Origin of the sequence: Actinomadura sp. NTSP31 (assembly GCF_041951385.1) — a bacterium.
GTDB classification, from domain to species: Bacteria; Actinomycetota; Actinomycetes; order Streptosporangiales; family Streptosporangiaceae; genus Spirillospora; species Spirillospora napierensis.
Genome location: NZ_JBGNUT010000041.1, coordinates 53,894 through 75,786, shown reverse-complemented (window position 1 = coordinate 75,786; position 21,893 = coordinate 53,894). Strand labels below are relative to the sequence as shown.

The 21,893-nt window shown below is 74.4% G+C and carries 17 protein-coding genes; 12 read left to right on the top strand and 5 right to left on the bottom strand.

Annotated elements, in window-relative coordinates; all coding sequences use genetic code 11:
• Positions 1-33 precede the first annotated feature (33 nt).
• The 3 genes from ACA514_RS43405 to ACA514_RS43395 are packed head-to-tail and all read right to left on the bottom strand — an operon-like array spanning position 34 to position 2,439.
• Positions 34-237 (bottom strand): hypothetical protein, encoded by a 204-nt coding sequence (locus ACA514_RS43405; protein ID WP_375047318.1) that lies wholly within the window; start codon positions 235-237, stop codon positions 34-36.
• 31 nt (positions 238-268) lie between these two features.
• Positions 269-1,378 (bottom strand): hypothetical protein, encoded by a 1,110-nt coding sequence (locus tag ACA514_RS43400; RefSeq protein WP_375047317.1) that lies wholly within the window; start codon positions 1,376-1,378, stop codon positions 269-271.
• Entirely contained in the window at positions 1,375-2,439 is a 1,065-nt protein-coding gene (locus ACA514_RS43395; RefSeq protein WP_375047316.1) for a phosphotransferase family protein, read from the bottom strand. The genes ACA514_RS43400 and ACA514_RS43395 overlap by 4 nt, the downstream gene beginning before the upstream one ends.
• Before the next feature lie 184 nt (positions 2,440-2,623).
• On the opposite strand from ACA514_RS43395, the gene ACA514_RS43390 reads away from it, so the two are divergent.
• From ACA514_RS43390 to ACA514_RS43360, 7 genes are all read left to right on the top strand, one after another.
• Positions 2,624-3,274: an MBL fold metallo-hydrolase gene (locus ACA514_RS43390; RefSeq protein WP_375047315.1), complete on the top strand. Its 651-nt coding sequence runs from the start codon at positions 2,624-2,626 to the stop codon at positions 3,272-3,274.
• On the top strand, positions 3,271-3,948 hold the full coding sequence (locus ACA514_RS43385; RefSeq protein WP_375047314.1) for an HAD family hydrolase: 678 nt from the start codon (positions 3,271-3,273) through the stop codon (positions 3,946-3,948). Before ACA514_RS43390 ends, ACA514_RS43385 begins: the two co-directional genes overlap by 4 nt.
• Positions 3,949-4,143: 195 nt before the next feature.
• Positions 4,144-4,347, top strand: a complete 204-nt coding sequence (locus ACA514_RS43380) for a PspC domain-containing protein (RefSeq protein WP_375047313.1) — start codon at positions 4,144-4,146, stop codon at positions 4,345-4,347.
• Positions 4,348-4,495: 148 nt separating this feature from the next.
• Positions 4,496-8,917, top strand: coding sequence for a hypothetical protein (locus ACA514_RS43375; protein ID WP_375047312.1), 4,422 nt, complete (start codon positions 4,496-4,498; stop codon positions 8,915-8,917).
• Between the two features lie 54 nt (positions 8,918-8,971).
• Positions 8,972-9,361: a YciI family protein gene (locus ACA514_RS43370; protein ID WP_375047311.1), complete on the top strand. Its 390-nt coding sequence runs from the start codon at positions 8,972-8,974 to the stop codon at positions 9,359-9,361.
• Positions 9,348-10,691 carry an RNA polymerase sigma factor gene (locus ACA514_RS43365; protein WP_375047310.1) on the top strand — a complete coding sequence of 448 codons (1,344 nt, stop codon included), beginning with the start codon at positions 9,348-9,350 and terminating at the stop codon, positions 10,689-10,691. Before ACA514_RS43370 ends, ACA514_RS43365 begins: the two co-directional genes overlap by 14 nt.
• Entirely contained in the window at positions 10,678-11,055 is a 378-nt protein-coding gene (locus ACA514_RS43360; protein ID WP_375047309.1) for an SgcJ/EcaC family oxidoreductase, read from the top strand. Before ACA514_RS43365 ends, ACA514_RS43360 begins: the two co-directional genes overlap by 14 nt.
• Positions 11,056-11,171: 116 nt before the next feature.
• On the opposite strand, the gene ACA514_RS43355 is transcribed toward ACA514_RS43360, so the two are convergent.
• The gene (locus ACA514_RS43355; protein ID WP_375047308.1) at positions 11,172-12,140 is read right to left on the bottom strand and encodes an NADP-dependent oxidoreductase; all 969 of its coding nucleotides are present in this window, start codon (positions 12,138-12,140) and stop codon (positions 11,172-11,174) included.
• Positions 12,141-12,227: 87 nt separating this feature from the next.
• Between ACA514_RS43355 and ACA514_RS43350 the strand changes: the two genes are divergently transcribed.
• Positions 12,228-12,791: a TetR/AcrR family transcriptional regulator gene (locus tag ACA514_RS43350; RefSeq protein ID WP_375047307.1), complete on the top strand. Its 564-nt coding sequence runs from the start codon at positions 12,228-12,230 to the stop codon at positions 12,789-12,791.
• A 58-nt stretch (positions 12,792-12,849) separates the two neighbouring features.
• Positions 12,850-13,386, top strand: a complete 537-nt coding sequence (locus ACA514_RS43345; RefSeq protein WP_375047306.1) for a hypothetical protein — start codon at positions 12,850-12,852, stop codon at positions 13,384-13,386.
• Between the two features lie 4 nt (positions 13,387-13,390).
• Here ACA514_RS43345 and lysX read toward each other — a convergent pair whose 3' ends face one another.
• Positions 13,391-16,678 carry a bifunctional lysylphosphatidylglycerol synthetase/lysine--tRNA ligase LysX gene (gene lysX / locus ACA514_RS43340; protein WP_375047319.1) on the bottom strand — a complete coding sequence of 1,096 codons (3,288 nt, stop codon included), beginning with the start codon at positions 16,676-16,678 and terminating at the stop codon, positions 13,391-13,393.
• Between the two features lie 197 nt (positions 16,679-16,875).
• On the opposite strand from lysX, the gene ACA514_RS43335 reads away from it, so the two are divergent.
• The 3 genes from ACA514_RS43335 to ACA514_RS43325 are packed head-to-tail and all read left to right on the top strand — an operon-like array spanning position 16,876 to position 21,869.
• Positions 16,876-18,804, top strand: a complete 1,929-nt coding sequence (locus ACA514_RS43335; protein ID WP_375047305.1) for a protein kinase — start codon at positions 16,876-16,878, stop codon at positions 18,802-18,804.
• The gene (locus ACA514_RS43330) at positions 18,804-20,507 is read left to right on the top strand and encodes a protein kinase (protein ID WP_375047304.1); all 1,704 of its coding nucleotides are present in this window, start codon (positions 18,804-18,806) and stop codon (positions 20,505-20,507) included. Before ACA514_RS43335 ends, ACA514_RS43330 begins: the two co-directional genes overlap by 1 nt.
• A gap of 21 nt (positions 20,508-20,528) precedes the next feature.
• Positions 20,529-21,869 carry a serine/threonine-protein kinase gene (locus ACA514_RS43325; RefSeq protein ID WP_375047303.1) on the top strand — a complete coding sequence of 447 codons (1,341 nt, stop codon included), beginning with the start codon at positions 20,529-20,531 and terminating at the stop codon, positions 21,867-21,869.
• Positions 21,870-21,893 lie beyond the last annotated feature (24 nt).

Sequence of the window (21,893 nt, the reverse complement as noted above, 5' to 3'; positions counted from 1 at the left end):
GATCCGCACGGATCGGCGCCCCGGCTGCGTCTTCTAGCGAGCGGCCATCACGACCGCGACGACGGCGAAGACGAACGCCGCCGTGGTCAGCACCAGGAACGCGGCGATCACCGCGCAGGCCAGCCCGCGCGGCTGGTCGCGCCAGGTCCCGTAGCGGTCGCGCACCTGCTGGTCCAGCTCCCTCCGCCGCTCCCGGCGCGCCCCGTCGTCCGGGTCCTGCGATGGCGGCGTCGTCACGGTGGCCAGTCTCGCAGAATCCACGCGGTGCTCAGGCTCCCTCGGGGAAGGACGGGTGCGGGCCGAGCGCCCAGTACTCGAACAGCCCGTGGCCGGTGGCGGCGTCCCCCGGCTCGGCGCCGTCCAGGTACTCGTAGCGGCCTACGGCGTCGACCATGCCCCACATGCGCGCGGCGTCGTCGGGCTTGCGGGTGTCGTAGGTGACGGCCTGCACCTTCAGCTCGGGCCCCTGGTACATGCCGTGCTTCCAGTCGGGCTCCAGCCCGTACCCGGTGCCGACCATCAGGTGGACGGGCAGGATCGGCGTCGCGCGGATCTCGAACGGCTCGCCGCCCGGCGGAGCGAACCGCAGCGTCGCCGTCACCACGTCCCGCGTCCCCTCGGCGTATTCCGGACGGTATTCGGGACGTCCGAGGTACTCGGGCTCGCGGCCGTCCGGCCAGACGCGGGTCGCCTCCTCCAGCAGCCGGCGGCCCTTCTCGTCCTCCTGGAGGATGCACAGGACGGAGTGGTCCTCGAACTGCATCGGCGTGTACAGCCAGTAGAACGTCCCGGCGTTCTTCACCTGGATGCCGGGCGGCTCGGGCTCGCCGACCGGCCGGATGCCCCAGGAGCGGTCGCGCGACCCCCACCAGTGGTCGGGGGTGACGTCGATCGTCTCGCCCTCGACGGTGATCGTGCCCGTCCAGCGGCCGGTCTGGGCGAGGCGCCGCGAGTCGAACACGACGCGTTCCTGCCAGCGCAGGTAGTGCGGCGGTTCGAGCGTCGCGGGGATCGCCCCGTCCCAGGTCAGGTCGAACGACAGGCCGTGCCCGGTCTCCTCCAGCACGACCCGCAGCCGCTTCAGCCCCTCGATCACCTCGACCCGGAACGGCCCGACCGTCGTGTCCATGCGGTCGTCCCCGAGCTCCCGCGACGCCCGCACCACCTTGTGCAGCGGGCCCCGCCGGACGACCGCGAACGCGTCCATCACCCCGAGGTTCGGGTACTGCCCGATCCCGATGAGCATCATCATCTCGTCCGAGGACGGATGGACGTTGAAGTAGTACCGGTCGTAGAAGTTGCGGTCCGACGTCGTGACGTGCCGCATCACCTCGGGCGCCTGGTGGATCGGGTAGTCGTCGAGGGGGGAGAGGGTCACGCGTCGCCTCCGAGAATGCGCGCGAGCAGCTGCGAGCAGTTGTTGTTGTAGGGGAAGTCGGCGTCCTGGTCGATCCAGCCGAAGTCGATCATCGCCTGGCCGATCCGCGCCATGATCACCGAGAACTTGAAGCCGGAAAGGATCTCGTAGTACGCCATGTCCCGCATGGGCCGCCCGAGCAGCTCCTCGTACCGGGCGATCGTGTCGGCGTAGGACGGGAAGCCCGCCAGCCGCGCCGCGCCGACGCCCTCGGAGTGGTGCCGGTCCAGGAACATGAACCAGGCGAGGTCCTCCTCCGGCGCGCCGAGCATCGCCGTCTCCCAGTCCAGGACCGCCGCCGGCGCGCCCGACTGGAAGATCACGTTGCCGATGCGGGCGTCGCCCCAGAGCGCGACCGGGTCGTCCGGCTCCTCGGGACGGTTCGCCTTCAGCCAGTCGAGGGCCTTCAGCGCGGTCTCCTGCGGCCCCTTGTACGCCCAGTGCAGGTAGTGCTCGTAGTAGCCGAGCCGCTGCTCCAGGCCCGGCGCGCCCCACGCCGGCATGTCGAGGAACTCCAGGCCGAGCTCCCCGACGTCCAGCCGGTGCAGCCGCGCCATGATCTCCAGGGTGGACCACCACATCGCGGCCCGCTCGTCCGGCGCGACCTCGGTCACCCAGCCGTCCAGGTGGTAGGGCGGCATGTCGGTGGGGACCTGCCCGTCGATGCGGCCCATCACGAAGAACGGCGCGCCGAGCACGTCGCCGGACGGCTCGTACCAGCGGATCGGCGGCACCGGGATGTCGGTCCGGTCGTCGAGGATCCGCATCAGCCGGTACTGCTCCTCGAACCGCGGCTCGGGGAAGATCTGGTAGTTCGCGGGTGCGACCCGCGCCACGTACGGCTCGCGCCTGCTGGTGCCGTCCTCGGTCCACTCGGCGTCGAACATCAGCGTCTCGCTGGAGAAACCGCTGGTCTGCGGCGTCTCCAGGTGCGGGACCGCCGCGCCGGGCAGCCGCTCGCCGAGCCAGTCCGCCAGAGCGGTCCTGGTGACCTCGGGATCGCGTTGGTCGGGAACGGGCATTGGCCGCCTCCTCGCTCCGGGGCACGCCCGAACTAGAACGAGTTCTAGTGGCGTTCACCGTGTTGTATCAGCGGGGCAAGGCCCGGTCAACGGCCCCGACGGAGTCGGCCGGGGGGCGTGGGGGGGTCGTCCCCCCTCGGGAGGTGACGGTCCGTTCACCGGACCGGCGTGGAAAACTGGATCGATGCGCCTCACCAAGCTCGGCCACGCGTGCGTCCGGCTCGCGCGGGACGACCGCACCCTCGTCATCGACCCCGGCGGCCTCACCGGGGACGCCGACCCGTACGCCGGGGCCCAGGCCGTCCTCGTCACCCACGAGCACTTCGACCACTTCGACGCCGACGGGCTGCGCCGCGCCATGGCCGCCGACCCCGCGCTCGAGGTCTGGACGTCCCGCGTCGTCGCCGAGAACCTCGCCGACCTCGGCGGGCGCGTCCACCAGGTCGGGCACGAGGACGCCCTCACCATCGCCGGGTTCGACGTCCACGTCTACGGCGAGGACCACGAGATCATGCACCCGGACCTGCCGCCGGTCCCGAACGTCGGCTTCCTGGTGGACGGCGAGGTCTTCCACCCCGGCGACGCGCTGACCGTCCCCGGCGTGCCCGTCCCGACCCTGTGCCTGCCGGGCAACGCGCCCTGGATGCGGGCCGTCGACCTGTACGAGTACACCCGCGCCGTCCGCCCCCAGCGCGCCTTCGCCATCCACGACGGCCTGCTCAACGAGGTCGGCCTGTCGGTGATGGAACGCGTTCTCACCGGCGCCGGCGAGGAACTCGGCCGGGACTTCCGCCGCCTCGCCCCCGGCACCACCGTCGACCTGGCCCGCCCGTGACCGGGTACCCCCCGGCCCCCCGGTCGATCCAGGCGGTCTTCTTCGACATCGGGGAGACGCTGGTCAACGAAGGCGAGATCTACGGGCGGTGGGCCGACTGGCTCGGCGTCCCGCGGCACACCTTCCTCACCAAGCTGGGCGCGATCCTCGCCACCGGCGGCGGCCACCAGGACGTGTTCCAGTACTTCTCGCCCGGGTTCGACCTGGACGCGGAGGAGAAGCGGCGCGCGGCGGCGGGCGTGCCGAACGGCTTCGGCCCCGACGACCTGTACCCGGACGCGCGGGCCTGCCTGAGCGCGCTGCACGGGCAGGGGCTCTACGTCGGCATCGCCGGGAACCAGCCGGTGCAGGCCGCCGAGCAGATGGCGGCCCTCGGGCTGGACGCCGACGTCATCGGCATTTCCGACGTGTGGGGCGTCGAGAAGCCGTCGCCGGAGTTCTTCGAGCGGTGCGCGCAGATCGCGGACGTGCTGCCCGACCGCGTCCTGTACGTGGGGGACCGCATCGACAACGACATGCGGCCCGCCATCGCGTTCGGGATGAAGGCGGCGTTCCTGCGGCGCGGCCCGTGGGGGCACATCCAGCGGGACGACGAGACCCTCGCCGAATGCCTGTTCGTGCTGGACGGCCTGGACGCGCTGCCCGACCTGGTCGCCCGCCACAACGCCCCCTAAGGGACATCCCGTAGACCCCAAGGGGGACCCCCGGAGCGGCCGGACGTCCTCCTTTGGGGGATCACGGAACGGCCCGTACGGGCGATGTGGGGCCGGGTGCCCGATCCGTAGCGTGGACGTCGTGGCCGTGAGAACCGCGGTCCCCCGGGCCCACCGCCCGGTGTTCACTCGAACGGATCGGGGAGACAGACCATCATGAACGGCCTTTATCGTCCGCGTCACGGCAGGATCATCGGCGGCGTCTGCGCCGCCCTCGCGCAGCGGTTCGGCATGGCGCCGTGGACCGTCCGGCTGCTCGCCCTGCTGTCCTGCCTGCTGCCCGGCCCGCAGTTCGTGGTCTACCTGGTGCTGTGGGTGATGCTGCCGAGCGAGGACCGCCACCTGGCGCGCGCGCACTGAACCGGGCGCACCCGGGTCAGTACCCGCTGATCAAGATCATCGGAACCGCTCGACCGGGCCCGCCCTTGGGTGTTAGATCGGTGCACAGCATCACAGGGGCGGCGGCACCGAGAGCGAACGGCACCGCGGCCCCGGGGAAGGAGCCGCGGTGCCGGAGCAGGGTCCGGGCCCGGGCCGGGCGGCGGGCGGCGCCGACCGGGAGGCGGGAGGCGGCGGGCACGGAGCGCCGGGCGCCCCGCGGGGCGCGCCGGCCGGCGCCGCGCGGGACGACGCGGCCGGTGCCGAGCGCGCCGCGCGCCTGCTCGGGCACCTGCGCGACCTCGCGCGCTCCCGCCGCCGCCCGTCCCGCGACCTGGCCGAGCACGAGCAGGTCCACTGGCTCGCCGACCTGCCCGGGGACGTCTACGTGGAGACCGACGCCGGCCCCGGCGACGTGCTGTTCAGCGTCCCCGTCATCCCGCTGACGCCGCCCGCCGTGCTGGAGGAGTTCGACGGCTGGCTCGGCCTGCGGCACTGGTACCGGATCCTGCGCGACCTCGCCGACCACGACGTCGTCCTCGCCACCGGCCTGTTCGCCTGGCGCCCGCCCGACGCGCCGCCGGTCCACGACCACCTGCTCGGCACCCCTGTCCGGATCGCGCTGGACGAGCGGACCGAGCGCATCGACGTCGTCCTCGCCGGCCGCACCACCCTGCGCGACCGCGAACTGCTCGCCGGCACGCCCGGGTTCCGGCCCGCCGACTGGGTGTCCGACGCCGTCCAGGCCGGGCAGGGGTTCGGACTGCACGCCTCGGTCGGCGACGTCCTGCGCAAATGGGCCGGCACGGCCGTCTCCGGCACCGTCGACTACCGGGAGGACTGGGCCGCCGAGGGCGCGCCGACGCCCGTCCCGCGGCTGCGGCTCGCGCCCGCCCTGGTCGTCCGGCCGCCCGGCCGCGAGGCCGCCGCCGACTACCACACCAGGCTGATCGGGCTGCTGTCCGGCGGCGTCCCGGAGGGACTCGCCCGGTTCCTCGACCCCGCCCGCCGCCCGCAGGTCATGCACGTGCCCGACCGCACCCCGCAGACCGTCCCCGGCCTGCTCACCGGGCTGCTGGTGCGCGGCCACCGGGTGCTCGTCGCCACGTCCGGGGCGTCCGCGTCCGCCGCGCTGCGCGCCGCGCTGCCCGCCGACCTCGCGGCCCTCACCGTCGCCGACCCCGCCACCGCCGCGCAGACCGCCGACACCGTCCGGGTCCGCGCGGGCCGGCCCGTCCCCGACCTCGCCGACCTCGCCGAGAAGGAGGCGCAGGCCGAGCAGGACGTCGCCGAGCTGACCGAGCACCTGCGCAGCGGATCCGTCGCCGACCTCGGCTCCGGCTACCGGGGCGCGCGCGGCGAGCTCGCCGAGCGGCTCCGCGCCGAGGCGCCCGGCCTGTCCTGGATGCCCGTCGCGCCCGACCTGCCGCCGACGCCGCCGATCTCCGCCGCCGAGGCCGCCGAACTGGCCGCGCTCCTCGCCGACGAGACGCCCGAGCGTAAGGCCCGCACCGCCCAGCGCGACGTCGACCCCGGCACCCTCCCGAGCGCCCCCTACGTCCGCACCCTCATCGAGGCGGAGGCGGCCGCCGCCGACCGCGTCCAGCGGTCCGAGACCGACCTGTCGCGGCGGCTGCGCGCCCACGACGTCACCCTGCTCGCCCGGCTCGACGGCGCCGCGTCCAACGTCGGCGCCGCGCTCCGCGAGCTCGGCCTGGACGGCCACCCCGGCGGCTGGAACCCCGCCGACCTCGCCGTCCGCGCGTTCGCCGACGCCCTCGCCCGCCGCCGCCCCCTGGTCTGGACGCGGGTCATCGAGATGGCCGCCCGCGCCGAATGGGCCGAGCGCGCCCTCGAGGGCATGGGCGGCCACCGCGTCCGGCTGCCGGCCGGCGAGCTGCACCTGCGCCGCCTCGCCAGCGCCGCCCAAGACCTGCGCAACCACCTCGCCGACGGCGGCACCCTCAAGCGCGGGCCGCTGCGGTCCGCCGCGCAGAAGCACGCGGACGCGCTGCTCGCCGGCGTGACGGTCGACGGCGAGCCGCCCGCCACCGCCGCCGCGCTGGACATGGTCTTCACCGAACTCATGCTCCGGATGACCTGCCAGGAGCTGCAGTACGTCTGGGAGGCCGCCGGCATCTCCTTCCCCGCCGACCTCCCGCCCGCCGACCGCGTCGTCCGGTTCGTCCGCGCGCACGCCCGCCTCGAACGCGTGCACCGGCTGATCCCGTACGTCGACGAGACCAAGGACCTCCTCGACCGCGCCGGGCTCGCCGTCCCGCTGAGCCACCCGCTGCAGTGGCACGGCTACGTCGCCGCCCTCGACAGCGCCCTGGAGGGCCTCGGCGTCAACCGCGCCGCCGCCGACCTCGACGCCCTGCGCGACTCCATCGGCCCCGCCGGGCCGGGCGCGCCGCCCGAGCTGACCGCCGCCCGCGCCGCCATCGACGCCCGCGACGCCGACGCCTACGGCCGCTGCCTCGGCGCCCTCGCCGAAGCCCGGCACGAACGCGCCCTCCAGCTGCGCTGCGAGGAACTCCTCGACCGGGTCCGCGACGTCCACCCCGACCTCGCCCACCTCCTCCTCGCCACCGACGGCGACGAGGAATGGCACGACCGCACCCGCCACTGGGACGACGCCTGGGCGTGGGCCCGCGCGTCCGGCCGCCTCGCCGAGACCGCCCTCTCCCCGACCGAGCAGCGGCTCCGCGCCTCCCTCAACGCCGCCGAGCAGCGGCTGCGCACCGCCGGCGCCGCCCTCGACTCCGCCCGCGCCTGGACCGCCGTCCGCGCCGCCCTGCCCCCGGCGCCGGCCTCGCCGTTCGACACCGTGCCCGCGTGGATCGTCCCGCTGTGGCGCATCCCCGACACCCTCCCGCCCCGGCCGGACGCGTTCGACGTCGTCATCGTGGACGGCGAGCAGGACGCGGGCGCCGAGGCCCTCTTCCTGCTCTGGCTCGCGCCCCGCATCATCCTCGTCGGCCCCGCCGGGCCCGGCCTCCCCGTCCCCGAGGGCCCGCCGCCCGCGACCCCGCTCCCGGCGTCCCTCCGCGACACCGTCACCCCGACCGCCTCCCTCTTCACCCTCCTCGCATCCCCGGACCCCGCACCGTCCCCGCAGGACGAACCGGACAGCACCCCCGCCGAGCCCGCCCCCGAGCAACCCGCCGAACCACCCCGCCCACCCGCGCCAAAACCCCCCACCGGCCGCCACGCCCGCCCCGCCGACCCTTCGCGGCCAACGACCCCTCCGCACCCCACCGAACCACCGCGCCCCACCGACGCTCCGCGCGCCGCCGATTCTTCGCGCTCTGCCCAGTCTTCGCGTGCCGCCGAACCACCGCGCCCCGCCGAGCCTTCGCGTCCGGCCGAGCCTTCGCGCTCTGCCCAGTCTTCGCGTGCCGCCGAACCACCGCGCCCCGCCGAGCCTTCGCGTCCGGCCGAGCCTTCGCGCTCTGCCCAGTCTTCGCGTGCCGCCGAACCACCGAGCGCCGCCGAACCACCGCGTCCCGCCGAGTCTCCGCGTGCCGCCGAAGCACCGCGTGCAACCGAGTCTTCGCGTCACGGCGACCCTCCACGTCCCGCCGAGTCTCCGCGTCCCGTCCCCCCTTCGCGCACTGGCGGGTCTCCGCTCGCCGCCGACCCGCCGCGTCCCGGCGACGCTTCGCGGCCCGCTGAATCTCCCCGTCCCGCTGAGCCCTCGCGCGCTGCCGAGTCTTCGCCTCCCGCACGGTCAGGGATTTCCGCTGAACCACCGCGGGCCGCCGAGCCTGCGCGCCCCGCCGACTCTTCGCGCTCCGCTCAGCCGCCGCGTGCCGCCGGCCCTCCACGCCCGGCTGAGTCTCCACGCGCCGCCGAGCCTGCGCATCCTGCCGAGCCGCCGCGTACCGGTGACCCGCTGGGCCAGCCCGAGTCTCCACGCGCCGCCGAAGCACCGCGCCCCGGTCAGCCGCCGCGTGCCGCCGAGCCTTCGTGGGCTGGCGAGCGGCGGGACGTGCCGGGACCTCGCGCGCCTCGGCCCGTTTCGTCCTCGCCCGAGCAGCCCGGGCTCCCGCCCGCCGGAACCGGCGAGGGTCGCCCGCCGGCGCGGGAGCGCTCCACCTCGGCCGATCCGGGACGTCCACGAAGGGACGCCCCGGCGCCGGGTCGTCCGCAGCCGAAAACACCGGCGGCCGGGCGGCGCGACGCGGGGGAGTCGGGCCGTGCAGCGGCTCAGGGTGCGCCCGCGGAACGCCTTTCCGCGTCCCCGCAGGAGGACGACTGGCGGGGCGTTCGGGAGGTTCGTCCGCCGCAGGAGCCGCCCGCCGCAGCCCCGCGTCCAGGTTCTGGTGAATCGCCGCGGATACGGCGCGGGCGGTCGATCGCGACGTACAAGCGGCCTGAGCTGGTGGAGATCGTCGCGCGGGTCGCCGAGCACGAGCCCGATCTCACCGACGACCAGCTCGTCGAGCTGGTGAGCCGCCTGCTGGCCTGTCCCGAGGACGAGGGGCTGCTGGTCGGCGCGCGCCTGCGCTACGCGGTGGAGGTCTACCGCGGGCAGTCGTCGGGGTAGAAGCCGCCGGCCGTGGCGTCCGGTCCAAGCGGGGCGGGGTGCTGCGTCGGATTGGTGGAGGTGCTGTCCGACGAACCGGGAGGCGTGATGGCCGAGTACATGTTGCTGCTCTATGCGGACGAGGACGAGGGGCGCGACAGGTTCGCGGAGATGCCGTCGTGGCAGGAGGTGACGGAGAGTCTTCGTGAGGCGGGTGCCCTGGTCGACAACGCGATGCTGCATTCGCCGGATTCCGCGACGACCGTCCGTGTGCGCGCGGGAGAGACCGAATTGACGGACGGGCCGTTCGCGACGACGAAGGAGTTCCTGGCGGGCTACTACGTGCTCGAATGCGCCGATCTGGACGAGGCGCTCGCGCATGCGGCGCGGCTGCCGATCGTGCGGTACGGGTCGGTCGAGGTGCGGCCGATCGCACCCGGGCGAGGGCGCGGTGGGCGGAGCTGAGGGCTGCTCCGACGCGGAGGTCGAGCGGGTCTTCCGGGACGAGCGGGCCGCCGTGCTGGCGACGCTGATCCGGCAGGTCGGTGATCTGCAGCTCGCGGAGGACGCGCTGCAGGACGCGTTCGCGGCGGCGGTGGAGGCGTGGCGGCGGGACGGGGTGCCGGAGCGGGCGGGGGCCTGGATCACGGTGGCGGCGCGCCGCCGGGCGATCGACCGGCTGCGCCGGGACCGGTCGGCCGCCGCGCGGGCGGAGCGGCTGGCCGAGCTGGTCCGGGCGGAGGCAGGAGCGGCGGGGGAGGCGGACGCGGCGGACGGGGGCCCGGTCGGGGACGACCGGCTGCGGCTGATCTTCACCTGCTGCCATCCGGCGCTGGGCCTGCCGGCGCGGGTGGCGTTGACGCTGCGGATGGTGGGCGGGCTGACCACCGGCGAGATAGCGCGGGCCTTCCTGGTGGCCGAGCCGACGATGGGCAAGCGGATCGTCCGGGCGAAACGCAAGATCGCGGACGCGCGCGTCCCGTACCGGGTGCCGGCCGCGGACGAGTTGCCGGGGCGGCTGCGCGGGGTGCTCCGCGTCGTCTACCTGATCTTCAACGAGGGGTACTCCGCGGCCGAGGGGGAGCGGCTGGTGCGGGGGGAGCTGTGCGGGGAGGCGATCCGGCTCGGCCGGCTGCTCGCCGGGCTGATGCCGGACGAGCCGGAGGTGTGGGGCCTGCTGGCGCTGATGCTGCTCCAGGACGCGCGCAGGGCCGCCCGGACGGACGCGGACGGGCGCTATGCCGGCCTGGACGAGCAGGACCGCGGGCGCTGGGACCGCGCGGAGATCCGTGCGGGGCTCGCGGCGCTGCGGCGGGCGGCGCGTCCCGGGGAGTACGGGCTTCAGGCGGCGATCGCGGCGCTGCACATGGCGTCGCCGGAGCCCGACTGGGTGCGGATCGCGCGGCTGTACCGGACGCTGGGCGAGATCAGCCCGTCGCCCGTGGTGGAGCTGAACCGGGCGGTCGCCGTCGGTTTCGCCGACGGGGCGGAGGCGGGGCTGGCGTTGCTCGGCCCGCTGCTGGACGAGCCTGCCCTCGAGCGCTACCAGCCCCTGTACGCCGCGCATGCCGACCTGCTCAGGCGCGCCGGTGACGCGGGCGGGGCGGAGCGCGCGTACCGGCGGGCTCTGGAGCTCACCGGCAACGGCGCCGAGCGCGCGGAGCTCCTGCGGCGCATGGCGGGGCTCGCGGGCGGGCCGGTGTCCAAAACGGCTCCGGTGTCCCGACGTATGGGTGAGGTCCGGGCGGACGGCCGGGACCTCACCGATCAGGGAGGACGAGATGGAGTCGATTGACGGCGTCCGGGACGTGGTCGCCGCCGCGTCGCGGGCGTGGGCGGACAATGACGTGGACGCCTTCGTGAGCGTCTACGCCGATGAGGCGACCGCGATCCTGCCCGGGTTCCATCTCCGGCGCAGGGAGGGCATCCGGGCGGCGATGGCGGGCGCCTTCGCCGGGCCGCTCAAGGGGACGCGGCGCGTGCACGACGTGCGGAGCGTCCGGCTGCTGGACGCGGACACCGCCATCGTGATCAGCAGGAGCGGGACCGTCCCGGCGGACGCCGCGGAGCCCGCAGCGTGGTCGATGGCGACCTGGGTGCTGGCCCGGCACGGCGGCCGCTGGCTCGTCGAGGCCTACCACGACTGCCCCGAGGCCTGAGGCGGGGAACGGTGACGTCGGTGAAGCGGTGCTCCCCGCCCACCAGTCGCCGGCGGTGGGCGGGGTCCACGCGCCGGCGTCCTTGATGATCTTCATCGGGTGAGCGTGTCCGGCGGTCAGGGCACGGACAGGACGATCTTGCCCTGGATGTGGCCGCCCTCGGCGCGCTCGTGGGCCTTGGCGGCGTCGGCCAGGTCGTAGACGGAGTCGATGCCGGCGCGGAGCGAGCCGTCGGCGAGGAGGGCGGCGAGCTCGGCCATCTGGGCGCCGTCGGAGTGGACCTGGCCGCCGCGGAACTCGATGCCGCGGCGGGCGGCCTCCTCGCGGTGGTAGTCGCCGTGGAACACGGGGCTGATGATCCCGCCGTCCTTGACGGCCTTGAGGAAGCGGTGGGCGTCCGGGCCGCCGACGGTGTCGATGACCAGGTCGGCGTCGCGGACGGCGTCCTCGGCGGCGGTCGCGGTGTAGTCGATGTACTCGTCGGCGCCGAGGTCGCGGAGGAACTTCTCGTGGCGGGACGAGGCGACGGCGATGACGTGCGCGCCGCGGGTCTTGGCGAGCTGGACGGCGAAGTGGCCGACGCCGCCGGCGGCGCCGTTGACGAGGACGGTCCATCCGGCGGGGAGCCGGATGTGGTCGACGACGAACTGGTAGGCGGTCAGCCCGGCCATGGGGACGGCGGCGGCCTGGACGTGGTCGACGGACGGGGGTTTGCGGGCGAGGTGCGCGGCGGGCGCGGTGGTGTACTCGGCGTAGGCGCGGCCGCCGTTGTTCAGGTCGGGGAAGCGGATCAGCCCGAAGACCTCGTCGCCCTCGGCGAACTCGGTGACGCCCGGTCCGACGGCGGCGACGACGCCGGACGCGTCGGAGCCGGGCGTCCAGGGGAACCGGACGCGCGGGCGGTCGCCGGCGAAGTGCTCGTCGGCGAACATCGCGAAATCGCGGCGGGCGTACCAGTCGGGCGGGTTGAGGCAGGCGGCGCGGACGCGGATCAGGACGTCGCCGGGGCCGGGCTCGGGGACGGGGACCTCGTCCAGGACGAGGACGCCGGGGTCGCCGGGGCCGTGCGCGCGGATCGCTTTCACGAGAAACCTCCAAAAGAAGCGGAGCACTGCTCCGGTATAGTAACCGGAGCAGCGCTCCGCCTGTCAACGCCCACTAGGATGCCGGACATGACGCGTGCGCTGCGGGCGGATGCCCAGCGGAACCGGGAGCGCATCCTGGACGTGGCGGCCGCGGTCGTGGCGGAGGAGGGCACCCAGGCGTCGCTGCGCGACATCGCGCGCCGCGCCGAGGTCGGGATGGGCACGCTCTACCGGCACTTCGCGACGCGCGAGGAGCTGCTGGAGGCGCTGCTCGGCGGCCGGTTCGACCGGCTCGCCGACCGGGCCGAGGCGCTGCGCGACGCGCGCCCGCCCTGGGAGGCGCTGGCCGCGTGGCTGCGGGAGTTCGCGTCCGGGGTCGCCGTCTACCGGGGGCTCGGGGCGTCCCTGGTCGCGACGCTCGAGGACGACACCACGTCGCTGCACGCGTCGTGCGCCCGGATGCGGGCGGCGGGCGCCGACCTGCTCAGGCGGGCGCAGGAGTCCGGGGACGTCCGCCCGGACGTGGACGGGACCGACTTGTTCGCGCTGTTCAGCGGCGTCGCGTCGATCGCCGACACGGCGCCGTCCCTCGCCGCGCGGCGCGACCATCTGCTGGAGCTGGTGATGGACGGGCTCGCCGCGCGGCGCTGAAGTGGGATTTTCCGCCACTCGCCGTATTCGGTCGTGGGTTGTCTGTACAAAGGTGCCTGTGACCGGGTGGGACGAGGACGCGCTGGCGGGGCTCCGCGCCGCCGTGGCGCGGGGCGACGCGCGCGCGGGGCTGGCGGCGCTGGCCGGGCGGCCGCTCGGCCCGGTGCTGCAGTACGCGGGGGACGTGCTGGCCGCGGCGGTGGCCGAAGGCCTGGCCGGTGCCGAGGCGGCGGCCCGCAAGTGCCTCGCGGAGCTGGAGGAGCGGGGCCTGCCCGGCGACGCCGAGCTGGCGGCGGAACTCGCCGCGGCCCTCGACGGAAGGCCGTCCGGCCTCGACGCGCTCCCCGTCGACCTCGGCGCGGTCGCGCAGGCACTGGAGGCGGGCCCCGCCGGCGGGCTCTGGCTGCTCGACCTGGAACGGGGCGACGTCCTGGCACCCGACGAGCCGGCGGATGGCGAGCCGTGCGGGGGCGGCGGACGGTACCTGCCGATCCCGCCGGAGGGCCCGCGGCGGGAGGCGGAGGAGGAGCGCAGGGGACGGGCGCGCCGCTGGCTCGCCGGCCAGGGCCGCCGCCCCGCCCCCCGCGTCCTCTAGAAGGTCAGTATCCGGGCCGGACCAGCGGGAACGGGACCGTCTCGCGGATGCTGCGGCCGGTCAGGGTGATCAGCAGCCGGTCGATGCCCATGCCCATGCCGCCCGACGGGGGCATCGCGTACTCCAGGGCGCGCAGGAAGTCCTCGTCCAGCTCCATCGCCTCCGGGTCGCCGCCGGCGGCCTGCAGCGACTGCTCGGTGAGCCGCTGCCGCTGCAGGATGGGGTCGATCAGCTCCGAGTAGGCGGTGCCGAGCTCCAGGCCGAACACGATCAGGTCCCACTTCTCCGCCAGCCGCGGGTCGTCGCGGTGCGGCCGGGTCAGCGGCGAGGTCTCGGCGGGGTAGTCGCGGACGAAGGTGGGCGCGGTCAGCTGCTCCTCGACCAGCGCCTCGAACAGCTCCTGGACGATCTTGCCCTGGCCCCAGGCGGGGTCGAAGTTCAGCCCGACCCGCTCGGCGAAGCCCTGCGCGGCGGCGAGCGGGGTGTCCGGGGTGACCTCCTCGCCGAGCGCCTTGGACACCGACTCGTAGACGGTGATCTCGTGCCACGGCTCGGCCAGGTCGTACTCGACGCCGTCGCGGACGACGACGGTGGTGCCGAGCGCCGCGGTCGCCGCGTCCACGACGAGGCGGCGGGTCAGCTCGGCCATCGTGTCGTAGTCGCCGTACGGCTCGTACGCCTCCAGCATCGTGAACTCGGGGTTGTGCTTCTGCGACACGCCCTCGTTGCGGAAGTTGCGGTTCAGCTCGAAGACCCGCCCGACGCCGCCGACGAGCAGCCGCTTGAGGTACAGCTCGGGGGCGATCCGCAGGTAGAGCTGCATGTTGTAGGCGTTGATGCGGGTGGTGAAGGGACGCGCCGCCGCGCCGCCGTGGATCGGCTGCAGCATCGGCGTCTCCACCTCGAGGTAGCCGCGGGCGCGCAGCCCGTCGCGGACGGCGGCGATGGCGTCGCCGCGCATCCGCAGCATCTTCCGCGACTCGTCGTTGACGATGAAGTCGACGTAGCGCTGCCGGACCCGGGCCTCCGGGTCGGAAAGCCCGCTGCGCTTGTTCGGCAGCGGCCGCAGGCACTTGGCGGTGAGCTGCCAGCACGACGCGAGCACCGACAGCTCCCCGCGCCGGGACGTCGCGACCTCGCCGCGCACCCCGACCTGGTCGCCGAGGTCGACCAGCGACTTCCACTGGCCGAGCGACTCGGCGCCGAGCGCGTCGGAGGTCAGCATGACCTGCAGGTCGGCGGTCTCGTCGCGCAGCGTCACGAAGATCAGCCGGCCGTGCTCGCGGGCCAGCACGACCCGGCCGGCGATCGCGACGTGCTCGCCGGTGCGCGCGTCGGGGCCGAGGCCGGCGAACCGCTCGCGGACGCCGGCGGCGAAGTCGGTGCGCGCGAACCCGAGCGGGTAGGGCTCCATCCCGGCCGCGCGGATCTGGTCGAGCTTGGCGTGCCGGACCCGCTCCTGCTCCGACAGCCGGCGCTGCGGGGCGCGGGCGGCGTCGGCGGCCTCCTCGATCCGCTTGATCTCGTCGACGAGCCCGGCGGACGGGACGATCGCGGCGGCACGGTCCAGTTTGGGCCGGTTCAGGTTCGGCAGGAAGCCCTCGGCGCGGGCGTAGGCGAGCCCGAGCCGGATGATGTGGCGGCCCTGGGTGTAGCAGATGAAGCGGGGCCGCCAGTCGGGCAGGTACTTGGCGTTGGACAGGTACAGCGACTCCAGCTGCCAGAACTTCGACGCGAACGACAGGAACCGGTAGTACAGCCGGGACACCGGGCCCGCGCCGATCTGGGAGCCGCGCTCGAACGCCGACCGCAGCATCGCGAAGTTCAGCGACAGGTGCTGCGCGCCGACGGCGGCGGCCTTCTCGGCGAGCTTCGCGACCATGTACTCGTTCAGGCCGTTCTCGGCGGCCCGGTCGCGGCGCATCAGGTCGAGGGAGAGCCCGCTGCGGCCCCACGGGACGAAGCTGAGCAGCCCGCGCAGCTCCCCGCGCGCGTCGAACGCCTCGACCATGACGCAGCGCCCGTCGGTCGGGTCGCCGAGCCGGCCGAGCGCCATGGAGAAGCCGCGCTCGGTCTCCTCGCCGCGCCAGGCGTCGGCGCTGCGGATGAGCTTGGCCATCTCCCAGGCGGGGATCTGCGCGTGGCGGCGGATCCGGATCGTGTACCCGGCCCGCTCGACCCGCCGGACGGCCTGCCGGACCTGCCGCATCTCCCGGCCGTCCAGGTTGAAGTCGGTGAGGTCGATGATCGCCTCGTCGCCGAGCTCCAGCGCGTCGAACCCGTGCCGCCGGTAGACGTGCGCGCCGCGCTCGCCGACGCTGACGGCGCCGGGGATCCAGGCGTGCTCGCGGCACTCCTCCAGCCACGCCTCGATCGCCTGGTCCCAGGACTCGGGGTCGCCGAGCGGGTCGCCGCTGGCGAGGGAGACAGAACCCTCCACCCGGTAGGCGATGGCGGCCTTGCCGTTCGGTGCGACCATGACGTCCTTGTCGCGGCGCAGCGCGAAGTAGCCGAGGGAGTCCTGCTCGCCGTACTCGGCGAGCAGCCGGCGCGCGGCGAGCTCCTCGGGCGGGCTGAGCACGGGGTCGCGGCGGCCCGGTCTGAACAGCGCCCAGAACGTGGCGATCATCAGGCCGGTGCCGAGGACCCACAGGATCGCGTCCACCCAGAACGGGACGGACACGTCGATCGGCTTGCCGGTGACGCGCGGCCCGAGGACGGTCTGCAGGATCGCGTAGTACGGGTGCGTCCAGAAGTCGCCGCTGGAGTTGCGGTCGGTGACGGTGACCAGGAAGGTGCCGATCCCGCAGGTCACGATGAGCAGGCTGGTGAAGACGGTGACGGCGAGCCGCCGGTTGGCGCGGTCGGGCAGCGTGGTGAACTGGCCGCGGGCCGACACCAGCAGGCAGAGCACCGCCAGGTACACCGCGGCGGTGACGATCAGCCCGATGGAGGTCGGCTCGGACGGGTTGAACACGGTGCCGAGCACGGCGGCCACGCCGAGCGCGGCGGGCAGGCAGAAGATCAGCACCAGGATGCGCCAGGCGGCCTTCTTGCGCCGCCGGATGCCCATCGACAGCAGGATCCACAGCATGCCGACGGGGACGCTGGGGAACCAGCCGAGATAGCCGATCCACCGCAGGGCCCAGATATCCGCTATCTCGAGGATGAGACCATAGGAGACCCAGGCGAGCAGCGACAGGATCCCGGAGAGACGGGTGTACCAGAAGAAGATGGTCGGCGCGGACTGCAGGAGCCGGCGCCATTCGCCCAGTAGGCCCTTCTCCGCCATGGTCCCCCCGTCGCCGTGCGCGGCCCGCTTGGTCGTTCCGGGCTTATTCATACCGGGTGTCATGGGCACCACGCTCCCGTCCGGGCACGCCCGCCCCGCGGCGAACCTCGGCGCGGCGCCGGACGTCGTACGGGTGGGGGGATGTCGCTTGCACGCTCGATCCAAGGTTGTCAGCAAAAGTCGATATGGTCGCGGATATGCCAAATGAGACCACCGGTGAGCGGTTGCTCGCCCGCCGCTACCGACTGGTGACCCAGGTCGGCCGAGGCGGCATGGGGACGGTCTGGCAGGCACACGATGAGGTCCTCGGCAGAGACGTCGCGGTGAAGGAGGTCATCCTCCCGCATGGTCTCACCGATGAGGAACGCGCTGTCCACCATAAGCGCACGTTCCGTGAGGCGCGCACCGCGGCACGGCTCGGCCACCCCGGCGTCGTCACCGTCTACGACGTCGTGGAGGAGGACGGCCGGCCCTGGATCATCATGGAGCTGATCAAGGCCCGCTCCCTGGACCAGGTGATCAAGCAGGACGGGCCGATGGAGCCGCGCCGCGCCGCGGAGATCGGCCGGCAGATGCTGGCCGCGCTGCACGCCGCGCACCAGGCCGGGGTGCTGCACCGCGACGTCAAGCCGAGCAACGTGCTGATCACCGGCACCGGCCGGATGGGCGAGCGCGCCGTGCTCACCGACTTCGGCATCGCCACCGCGTCCGGCGACGCCACCCTCACCCAGACGGGCCTCGTCATGGGCTCGCCCGCCTACATCGCTCCCGAACGCGCCCGCGGCCGCACCGCGGGCCCCGCCTCCGACCTCTGGTCGCTCGGCGTCACCCTGTACGCGATGCTGCACGGCAAGTCGCCGTTCGAGCGCTCGGAGCCGATGGCCGCGCTGGTCGCGGTGATCTCCGACGAGCCGGACCCGCCGGACAAGGGCGGCCGGCTGACCCCGGTCATCGAGGGCCTGCTGCGCAAGAACCCCGACCAGCGGATGGAGGCCATCGAGGCCGGCGCGCTGCTGGACGACATCGTCCGGCAGGAGACCATCGACACGCAGCGGACGATGGCCGTCGAGTACCCGGTGGAGGAGGCACCGCAGCCGCCCGCGCCGGAGCCCGGCAGCACGCTCCCCGACCCGTACGGCGGGCGGACCGGCACGCCGCGCGGGAGGAAGCGGCCCGATCCGGCGGCCGGCCGCACGCGGGCCATGCCCCCGGCCGATCCGCGCCCCGCGCAGGACCCGCCGGGCGTCCCCGCGCCGCACGCCGAGTCGCCGGACGCCCGGCCCGACCAGCTCACCCGGTTCGACGTGCCGGCCGGGGCCACCGACCGGCACGACCCGAACCGGCACGACCCGAACCGGGTCGCGTCCTGGCAGCCCGGGCCCGAGACGCGCCCGGCGCAGCGCCCGCACGGCGGCCCCGCCGGGCAGAGCGGCGGCGCGACGGCCCCGGCGGGCCGTCCGGCGCTCGCCTCGAACCGCAACGTGCTGATCGTCGCGGCGGTCGTGCTGCTGGTGATCGTGGTGGTCGCCGGGATCGCGTGGGCCAGTTCCGGCGACGATGACAAGCCGAAGAAGAAGGCGGGCCCGACGGCCACGAGCCACGCCCCGCCCTCGGCCCCCGCCACGACGGCGTCCCCGTCCGCGTCCGCGTCACCGAGCACGGGCCTGCCGGCCGGGTTCACCACCCACAAGGACAAGTCCGGTTACTCGGTGCCCGTCCCGGCCGGGTGGAGCGGCCCCGAGCGCGGGGAGCACGGCGATTACTTCTACGCGCCGGACCGGCGGACGTTCTTCCAGATCGACCAGACCGACAGCCCGGGCAAGAGCGCGATCGGCGACTGGCGGGAGAACGAGAACGGCGGTGCCGGCTTCCCCGGCTACAAGCGGATCAAGATCGAGCCCACCGGGGACCACCCGCCCGTCCGCGACACCGGGAACGGCGACAAGTCGGCCGACTGGGAGTTCACCTACGACGGCGACGGCGGCCGGATCCACGTCCTGAACCGGGGGTTCGTCGCGAACGGGCACGGCTACGCGATCCTGCTGCACACTCCGCAGGACGCGTGGGACCGCGCGTTCTCGCAACTGCAGCCGGTGTACGAGCACTTCAAGCCGGCGGAGGACTGATGGAGGAAGGGCGCCTGCTCGCGGGCCGGTACCGGCTGGTGTCGGTGGTCGGCCGCGGCGGCATGGGCACGGTCTGGCGCGCCCAGGACGAGACCCTCGACCGGGAGGTCGCGGTCAAGGAGGTGCTGCTGCCGTCCGGGCTGAGCGACCAGGACCGCCACACCCGGCACCAGCGGACGCTGCGCGAGGCGCGCGCGTCGGCGCGGCTGAACCATCCGGGCGTGGTGACCGTACACGACGTCGTGGACGAGGACGACCGGCCGTGGATCGTCATGGAGCTGGTCAGGGCGCGCTCGCTCCAGGACGTCCTGGACGAGGACGGCCCGCTGCCGCCCGGGCGCGTCGCCGCGGTCGGCCGGCAGATCATCGGGGCGCTGCGCGCCGCGCACGCGATCGGCATCCTGCACCGCGACGTCAAGCCCGCGAACGTGCTGGTCACCGAGGACGACCGGGCGGTGCTCACCGACTTCGGCATCGCCCAGATGGCGGGCGACGCGACGCTGACCGGCACCGGGCTGATCATGGGGTCGCCGGCGTACATGTCGCCGGAGCGGGTCAACGGCGACCGCGCCATCCCGGCGTCGGACCTGTGGGCGCTCGGCGCGACCCTGTACGCGGCCTGCGAGGGCAAGGCGCCGCACCACCGCAGCGACGCGATGGCGGTGCTGGCGGCGGTGATGACGCAGGAGGTGCCGCCGCCGAAGAACGCGGGGCCGCTGGAGCCGGTGCTGCTCGGGCTGCTGGAGCGCGACCCGGTCCGGCGGATGAGCGCGGAGCGCGCCGAGGAGGCGCTCGCCGCGGTCGCCTCGGGGCACGCGGCCGGCCAGGCCGCCGCGCAGCTCGCCTGGAGCCAGGCCACGGCCGCCGACGGCCAGGCGTCCTACGCGGGCGCTCCCGCCGGCCCCGGGACGGGCCCGACCCTGTCGGCGCCGCCTCCGGTGGCGCACCAGCACGTCCCGGTGCCGGACATGACGGTCGGCTACCCGCCCGGGACGAACGGGCAGCAGTGGGCGCCGATGCCCGGTGCCCCCGGAACGGTGGGCGTCACGCCGGGCAAGCGCCGCTCGCCGGTGGTGCCGATCATGGCCGGCTCGCTGGCGGTGGCGGCCATCGTGGCGGCGGCGGTGCTGCTCCTCCGGCCGGACGGCGGATCCCCTCCCAAGTACGACGCGTCCCAGCAGCCCGTCACCCAGGGCAGCGAGAAGCCCGCCTCGCATGCCCCGACGTCGAAGGCGCCGACGCCGGCCCCGTCCAAGACGTGGCCGGCCGGTCTCGTCAAGGCGTTCGGCCCCGGCTACTCGATCGGCGTCCCGCCCGGTTGGAAGAAGTCGACGACGAGCCGCGGCGTCGCCTGGACCGACCCGGCCACCAAGGCGTACGTGCAGGTCGACAAGACGCAGTGGACCGGCGACCCCGTCGACCACTGGACGGAGTGGAGGCAGCAGGCGATCGAGGACGGCCTGCTGAAGAACTTCCAGCAGGTCGGGGAGATCACCCAGACGAGCGTCGCGGGCCGCCGGGCCGCCGACATCGAGTTCACCTGGACGCGCTCCACCGGCACGACCCACGCCCTCGACCGGGGCGTGATCGTCAACGGGACGCCTTACGCGGTCGTGGTGGCGGTACCCTCATCCCAGTGGCGCACCAAAGAGTCACTCGTGAGGGATGTGCTCAGCACGTTCCTTCCTTCCGGGGTGGGATGACACTGGGTGGACCGTGAAGAGATGGCACAGGCACGTCTGCTCGGCAACCGCTACCGGCTCGACTCGGTGGTCGGCCGCGGCGGGATGGGCACCGTGTGGCGCGCCTTCGACGTCATGCTCGACCGCGAGGTCGCGGTCAAGGAGGTCGTCCTCCCGCCGGGGCTGAACGACGACGAGCGGGCCGTGCTGTACGAGCGGACGTTCCGCGAGGCGCGGGCGTCGGCGCGGCTGAACCATCCGGGCGTGGTGACCGTCCACGACGTGGTCGAGGAGTTCGACCGGCCCTGGATCGTGATGGAGCTCGTCCTCGCGCCCTCCCTTCAGGACCTGATGGACCGGGGGCCGCTGGAGCACCGCCGGGTGGCCGACATCGGGCTGCAGATGCTGGGCGCGCTGCGGCACGCGCACGAGAAGGGGATCCTGCACCGCGACGTCAAGCCGAGCAACGTGCTGATCACCGACTCGGGGCGCGTGGTGCTCACCGACTTCGGCATCGCGCAGGTGGAGGGCGACGCGACCCTCACCCAGACGGGCCTGGTCATGGGGTCGCCCGCCTACATCCCGCCGGAGCGGGCCCAGGGCGAGCGCGCCGTGCCCGCCTCCGACCTGTGGGCGCTGGGCGCGACGATGTACGCGGCGGTCGAGGGCCGCTCGCCGTACGAGCGGTCGGACGCGATGGCGTCGCTGCAGGCCGCGCTGTCCGAGCCGGTGCCGCCGGCGCGCAACGCGGGCCCGCTCGCCCGCGTCCTGGACGGCCTGCTGGCGCGCGAGCCGGTCAACCGGATGACGGCCGTGCAGGCGCAGCCGCTGCTGACGCAGGTCGCGACGGCGCCCCCGCCGCCACCGCCCGTCCCCAGCGCCGACGACACGGTGATGGACAGGCCGGCGCGCTACTACGCCGCCGACGACGCGTCGGAGACGGTGCTCGACCCGGAGGAGCTGGAGGCGGTCACCCGCCGCGACCCGGGGCCCGGCCACGACGCGCGCGACTCCCAGCCGCCGCGTCCCCGGCCGCAGCGGCACTCCGAGCCCGAAGAGCGGACGTTCCTGGAGACCGAGTGGGCGCCGCCCCCGCAGTCCCAGCATCCGCAGCAGCGGCCCCCGCAGACGCCGTCGCCGTGGGAGCAGCCGCAGCAGTACGCGAACTGGCAGCAGCCCCCACTGCCGCCGCCCGTGCACGACGTCCGGCGCGCGGAGCGCCGCAAGACGGTCCTGATCATCGCGGTCGCGGTGATCCTGGTGGTGGCGGCGGTGCTGGCCGGCGCGTTCATCCTGCGCCGCAAGCTCCAGATCGACGCGCTGGGCCTCGCGGGGCAGGGGCACGCGGCCACGATGGCCGTCGTCGGCCTCATGACGTACTAGCCCGGCGCCCCCGACCCCTGCCGT